The following is a 6568-nucleotide window of genomic DNA, read 5'->3' as shown; positions in this document are numbered from 1 at the left end:
CACGGACCGCGCCCGCGCCGACCCGGCTGGCACGGACCGCAGCGGCGCCCCCACAGACCGGGGGCCGGCCGTCAGCGCAGCGACTCTTCGCGGAACTCGCCGGGGAAGTCCACCGACGGACCGTTCTCGCTCTCGCCCCTGCGCAGCTCGACGCGGCGGATCTTGCCCGAGATGGTCTTGGGCAGGTCGGTGAACTGCAACCGCCGGACCCTCTTGTAGCCGGCCAGGTGGGTGCGGGAGTAGTCGAAGATCTGGCGGGCGGTGTCTTCGGTCGGCTCCCAGCCGCCGGCCAGGACGACGAACGCCTTCGGCACGCTGAGGCGCACGGGGTCGGGGGAGGGGACGACCGCGGCCTCGGCCACCGCCGGGTGTTCCAGCAGGACGGACTCCAGCTCGAACGGCGAGATCCGGTAGTCGGAGGACTTGAACACGTCATCGGTCCGGCCCACATAGGTGATATAGCCCTCGGAGTCGCGCGACCCCACGTCGCCGGTGTGATAGAAGCCGTCCGCGTAGGCGGCATCGGTTCGTTCGGCGTCGCCGTGGTAGCCGACCATCAGGCCGAGCGGGCGGGGGTCCAGACGCAGGCAGATCTCGCCCTCGGCGCCCTCGCCGGCGACCTCCTGCCCGGTGGCCGGATCGACCAGCACCACGTCGAAGCCGGGGCAGGGCCGGCCCATGGACCCGTCCTTGATGGGTTGCCCCGGCGTGTTGGCGATCTGCACGGTGGTCTCGGTCTGGCCGAAGCCGTCGCGGATGGTCACCCCCCACGCGTCGCGGACCCGGCCGATCACCTCGGGGTTGAGCGGCTCACCGGCGCCCACGGCCAGCCGCGGTGGGACCATCAACTGGGTGAGGTCGGCCTGGATGAGCATGCGCCACACGGTGGGCGGGCAGCACAGGCTCGTCACGCCGCAGCGGTCCATCTCCCGCATCATCGCGGTGGCGTCGAAGCGGGAGTAGTTGTAGATGAACACGCATGATCCGGCGATCCACGGGGTGAAGACGTTGGACCAGGCGTGCTTGGCCCACCCGGGGGAGGACACGTTGAGGTGGACGTCGCCGGGCTGCAGGCCGATCCAGTACATGGTCGACAGGTGGCCGGCGGGGTAGGAGGCGTGCGTGTGCTCGACGAGCTTGGGCTTGCTGGTGGTCCCGGAGGTGAAGTACAGCAGCAGGGTGTCGTCGGCACGGGTGGTGTGGCTGGGCTCGAAATCGGGGGACGCGTCCATCGCGGCGGCGAGGTCGGTCCAGCCCTCGGGGGCGCCGCCCACCGAGATGCGCTGGTAGTCGCCGGCGATGGTGGTGAACCGGTCGGCGAGCTCGTCGCGGGCGATCACGTGCTTGATCCCGCCGCGGGCGATGCGGTCGCGGAGGTCGCCCTCCGCCAACAGGGTGGTGGCGGGGATGACGACGGCGCCGAGTTTGATCACGGCGAGCATGACGTCCCACAGTTCCACCTGGTTGGCGAGCATGAGCAGGACCCGGTCCCCGGGCTCGACACCGCGCTCGCGCAGCCAGTTGGCGGTGCGGTCCGAGCGGACGCGCATCTCGTCGAAGGAGTACTTGGCCTCGGTGGGGGCGCCGCCGCCGTCGTGCTCCTCGACGATCCACAGTGCGGGGTCGCTGTTCCCCTCGGCCTCGACGTCGAACCAGTTCAGGGCCCAGTTCCACTCGTCGAGTTCGGGCCAGGCGAAGCCCGCCCGGGCGGCGTCGTAGTCCTCCGCGGTGGCCTGCAGGAAGTCGCGTGCGGCGCGGAAGCGGGTGGTGGCGTCGGTGTCGAGCGGGGCCATTGAGTCTCCTGACGGGCGGGCACGGGTGGGACGGCGCGGAGGGAACCGGGCACGGGCGGCCGTGGGCACGGGTGAAGGCGCGCACGGCACGTGAGTCAGCTCACAGTATGGGCGCGCGCCAGGGTCGCGGTACACCCGAAAGGGGAGGGTCGGGGGGTGGCCGGACACCCGCCCCTGGATTACTAGGAGATGCAAGTATAGGGTGATGGCCATCACGGGAGAAGAGCCGCGCGGACACGACGGACCGCGGCCTCACGACGAAGGGATGTCCATGTCTGATCTCAGGCAGATCGACCACTACATCAACGGCGCGAGGGTCGCCGGGACGGGTGGCCGCACCCACGAGGTGCTCAACCCCAGCACGGGTATGGCGCAGGCCGTGGTGCCGTTGGCGTCGACGGCCGAGGTCGACGACGTGATCGCCAAGGCCGCCGAGGCCCAGAAGTCGTGGGCGGCGCAGAACCCCCAGAAGCGCGCCCGCGTGCTGATGCGCGTCGTCGACCTGATCAACCAGAACATGGACGAGCTCGCCGAGTTGCTGGCGATCGAGCACGGCAAGACCACCCCGGACGCGCGTGGAGACATCCAGCGTGGCCTCGAGGTGCTCGAGTTCGCGATCGGGATCCCGCACCTGCTCAAGGGTGAGTACACCGAGAACGCCGGGGGCGGCGTGGACGTCTACTCCATGCGTCAGCCGCTCGGTGTCGTGGCCGGGATCACCCCGTTCAACTTCCCCGCCATGATCCCGCTGTGGAAGGCGGGCCCGGCCATCGCGTGCGGCAACGCCTTCGTGCTCAAGCCCTCCGAGCGCGATCCCTCGGTCCCGGTGCGCCTGGCCGAGTTGTTCACCGAGGCGGGCCTGCCCGACGGCATCTTCCAGGTCGTCCACGGCGACAAGGAGGCCGTCGACGCGATCCTCAACAACGACACGATCCAGGCGGTCGGGTTCGTCGGGTCGACCCCGATCGCGCAGTACATCTACGAGAACGCGGCCCGCACCGGCAAGCGCGCGCAGTGCTTCGGTGGCGCCAAGAACCACATGATCATCATGCCCGACGCGGACCTCGAGCAGGCCGCGGACGCCCTGGTCGGGGCCGGTTTCGGCTCCGCTGGTGAGCGGTGCATGGCGATCTCCGTCGCCGTTCCCGTGGGCGAGGGCACCGCCGAGGCGCTGCTGGAGAAGCTGGTGCCCAAGGTCAAGGAGCTGAGGGTGGGCCACAGCCACGACCCGAACGCCGACTACGGCCCGCTGGTCACGCCCGAGTCCAAGGCCCGTGTGCTGGACTACATCGACCAGGGCGAGAAGGCCGGCGCGGAGATCCTCATCGACGGCCGCGGTGTGGGTGCCTACACGGACGAGTTCAACGGCGAGGACATCTCCGGGGGCTACTACGTCGGCCCCACGCTCATGGACAAGGTCACCCCCGACATGAGCGTCTACACGGACGAGATCTTCGGCCCCGTCCTCGTCGTGGTCCACGCCAAGGACTACGACGAGGCCCTTCGCCTGCCCAACGAGCACGAGTACGGCAACGGCGTGGCCATCTTCACCCGCGACGGCGACGCCGCCCGCGAGTTCGTGTCCAACGTCCAGGTGGGCATGGTCGGCGTCAACGTGCCGATCCCCGTGCCGATCGCGTACCACACCTTCGGCGGCTGGAAGAAGTCCGGATTCGGCGACCTCAACCAGCACGGCCCCGAGTCGATCAAGTTCTACTCCAAGGTCAAGACGGTCACCCAGCGCTGGCCGTCGGGCATCAAGGACGGGGCCGAGTTCGTCATCCCCACGATGGACTGACCGGTCCCGCAGCGCGATAGCCGGGCACCGCGACAACCGGGCACCGTATGAGAGGAACACCCATGTTCACCCTGGATGACGACGACAAGGTCATCGTCGACACCGCCCGCGACTTCGCGGCCAAGCGGATCGCGCCCATGGCGCAGGAGTGGGACGCGAGCCATCATTTCCCGAAAGACGTCCTCCGCGAGGCGGCCGAGATGGGGATGGGCGCCATCTACGTCTCCGAGGACGTCGGGGGCAGCGGGATGCGTCGCCTCGACGGTGTCCGGATCTTCGAGCAGCTCGCCCGGGGATGCCCGTCGGTGGCCGCGTACCTGTCCATCCACAACATGTGCGTGTGGATGGTCGACGAGTTCGGCACCGAGGAGCAGCGTCGCGAGTGGATCCCGAGGATGGCGTCGCTGGAGCTGTTCGCCAGCTACTGCCTCACCGAGCCCGGTGCCGGTTCGGACGCGGCGGCCCTGCGGACCAAGGCGGTCAAGGAGGGCGAGGGCGAGTCCGCGGAGTACGTCCTCACCGGCACCAAGCAGTTCATCTCCGGTGGGGGTCAGTCGGACGTCTACGTGGTGATGGCCCGCACCGGTGAGGCCGGCCCCAAAGGGATCTCGGCTTTTCTCGTCCCCGCGGACTCCGAGGGACTGAGCTTCGGCCCGGACGAGCAGAAGATGGGGTGGAACGCCCAGCCGACCGCGCAGGTGATCATGGAGGGTGTCCGGGTCCCGGCCGCGAACCTCATCGGTGGCGCCGAAACGGGGGGAGAGGGCCTCGGGTTCACCATCGCCATGAAGGGCCTCAACGGCGGGCGCATCAACATCGCCGCCTGCTCCCTGGGTGGGGCCCAGGACGCGTACTCGCGGGCCGTCGCCCACGTGCGGGACCGGGAGGCCTTCGGCGGTGCGCTCATCGACGAGCCGACGATCCGCTTCACCCTCGCCGAGATGGCGACGGAGTTGGAGGCCAGCCGGCTCATGCTGTGGCGGGCCGCCGCGGCCCTGGACGCCAAGGAGCCGGACCATGTCGAGAAGTGCGCGATGGCGAAGCTGTTCGTCACCGACCACTGCTTCGACATCGCGGACCGGGCACTGCAACTCTTCGGCGGGTACGGATACCTCGCCGAGTACGGAATAGAGAAGATCGTGCGAGATCTCCGGGTGCACCGCATCCTGGAGGGGACGAACGAAATCATGCGTGTCGTCGTCGGCCGGGCCGTCGCCGCGCGCGGACTGGGAGCGTAGGACATGGACAACCGATCGCAGACCGTGGCGTTTCTCGGGCTGGGCAACATGGGTGGACCCATGGCCGCCAACCTGGTGGGCGCCGGATTCGTCGTCAGGGGGTTCGACCCGGTGGAAGCGGCGCAGGAGGCGGCCCGCACCGCCGGGGTCACCGTGTGTGACTCGCCCGCCGAGGCGGTCAGGGGAGCAGGTGTGGTGATCACGATGCTGCCCAACGGTGCGCTGGTGACCTCGACCTATGACGAAGTGCTGGGCGAGGCGGGGGAGGGGACCCTGTTCATCGACTCCTCCACGATCTCGGTCGACGACGCCCGTGCGGTCCATGCCAAGGCGGTGGACGCCGGGATGCTCCAGGTCGACGCGCCCGTCTCCGGTGGCGTCAAAGGTGCGACCGCCGGCACGCTGGCGTTCATGGTCGGCGGGGAGGACGAGGCGTTCGCGGCCGCGCAGCCCGTCCTGGAGCCCATGGCGGGCAAGGTCATCCACTGCGGAGGGGCGGGGGCCGGGCAGGCCGCCAAGGTCTGCAACAACATGGTGCTGGCCGTGCACCAGATCGCGATCGCCGAGGCGTTCGTGCTCGCGGAGGGACTGGGCCTCGATCACCAGGCCCTCTTCGACGTGGTCACCGGCGCGACCGGCAACAGCTGGGCGCTGCACACCAACTGCCCCGTCCCCGGCCCCGTCCCCACCTCGCCCGCCAACAACGACTTCACGCCCGGCTTCGCCACGGCTCTCATGAACAAGGATCTCGGGCTGGCGCTCGCGGCCCTGGAGAGCACTGGTACGGTCGCTCCGCTGGGAGCAGCAGCGGCGGCCCTGTACGACGAGTTCGCGCAGGACAACGGTGGCAAGGACTTCAGCGCCATCATCACCAGCATCCGCGAGTCCTCGCGGAGCTGAACACCTCCACTCTCGGGAGAACACCATGTCCACCCTCCGCCCCAAGGATTCAGACGCTGTACTGGGGGCCCTGCGCAGGGCCCGTCGCACCACCGGTGTGCCGGTCGTCTTCGCCGGCGAGGTCACCGGTGAGACCGCCAGGCTGAACCGCTTCATCGGGGTCCGCACCGACTCCATGCAGGGGTTGGCCGTGGCCAGGGGGCGTGGCCTCGGTGGTCATGTGCTGGCCTCGGGTCGACCGGCGACGGTCCGTGACTACGAGGAGTGCTCGAGGATCACCCGGGACTACGCCGACGCGGTGGACCGCGAGGGCTTGCGGGCGATCATCTCCGTCCCCGTGATGGTCTCGGGGGTGGCGCGGACCATCCTCTACGGATCGGCCCGGGTCGCGACCCAGTTCGGCGACCAGGTCACCCGGACGTTCACCTCCGTCGCCGCGGACCTGGCCTCAGAGTTCAGGATCCACGACGAGGTCGACAGACGACTGCGTATGGCCGATCACGCCGTCGCGGAGCAGAACTTCGGACTGGAGTCCGCGGACCGGGAACGTCTGCGTGTCCTGCACGGCGAGTTGCGTGCGATCGCCGCCGAGCTGGGCGACCCCGGCCTCCGGGAGAGGCTGCTGGCCGCGGGGTCCGCCCTGGCGGGGGTCGGCAGGGCGCCCGAGGAGGGCCGGGACGTCCCCCAGGCGCCGACGGTCCTGTCCCCGCGGGAGATCGACGTCCTCGCGCAGGTGGCGCTCGGATGTTCCAATGCCGAGGTCGGCGCCCGGCTGTCCCTGTCGCCGGAGACGATCAAGGCCTACCTGCGCAACATCGGGACGAAGCTGGGCACACGGT

General features: G+C 69.6%; 5 protein-coding genes. 4 read left to right on the top strand and 1 reads right to left on the bottom strand.

Annotated features, from left to right (window positions below):
* Nucleotides 1-71 precede the first annotated feature (71 nt).
* On the bottom strand, nt 72-1793 hold the full coding sequence (locus tag G6026_RS01995; protein ID WP_182612105.1) for an AMP-binding protein: 1722 nt from the start codon (nt 1791-1793) through the stop codon (nt 72-74).
* Between the two features lie 271 nt (nt 1794-2064).
* Here G6026_RS01995 and G6026_RS01990 point away from each other — a divergent pair, with 271 nt between their 5' ends.
* The 4 genes from G6026_RS01990 to G6026_RS01975 all read left to right on the top strand — a co-directional run.
* Nucleotides 2065-3591, top strand: a complete 1527-nt coding sequence (locus tag G6026_RS01990; RefSeq protein ID WP_107758176.1) for a CoA-acylating methylmalonate-semialdehyde dehydrogenase — start codon at nt 2065-2067, stop codon at nt 3589-3591.
* A gap of 62 nt (nt 3592-3653) precedes the next feature.
* Entirely contained in the window at nt 3654-4829 is a 1176-nt protein-coding gene (locus G6026_RS01985) for an acyl-CoA dehydrogenase family protein (RefSeq protein ID WP_107757079.1), read from the top strand.
* Nucleotides 4830-4832: 3 nt separating this feature from the next.
* Nucleotides 4833-5729: a 3-hydroxyisobutyrate dehydrogenase gene (gene mmsB / locus G6026_RS01980; RefSeq protein WP_107757078.1), complete on the top strand. Its 897-nt coding sequence runs from the start codon at nt 4833-4835 to the stop codon at nt 5727-5729.
* 25 nt (nt 5730-5754) lie between these two features.
* The coding region (locus tag G6026_RS01975; protein WP_182612104.1) for a LuxR C-terminal-related transcriptional regulator at nt 5755-6568 on the top strand (814 nt) is incomplete at its 3' end.

The organism is Dietzia sp. DQ11-38-2 (assembly GCF_014145055.1).
Classification (GTDB): Bacteria; Actinomycetota; Actinomycetes; order Mycobacteriales; family Mycobacteriaceae; genus Dietzia.
This window is presented reverse-complemented; position numbering and strand designations above follow the sequence as displayed.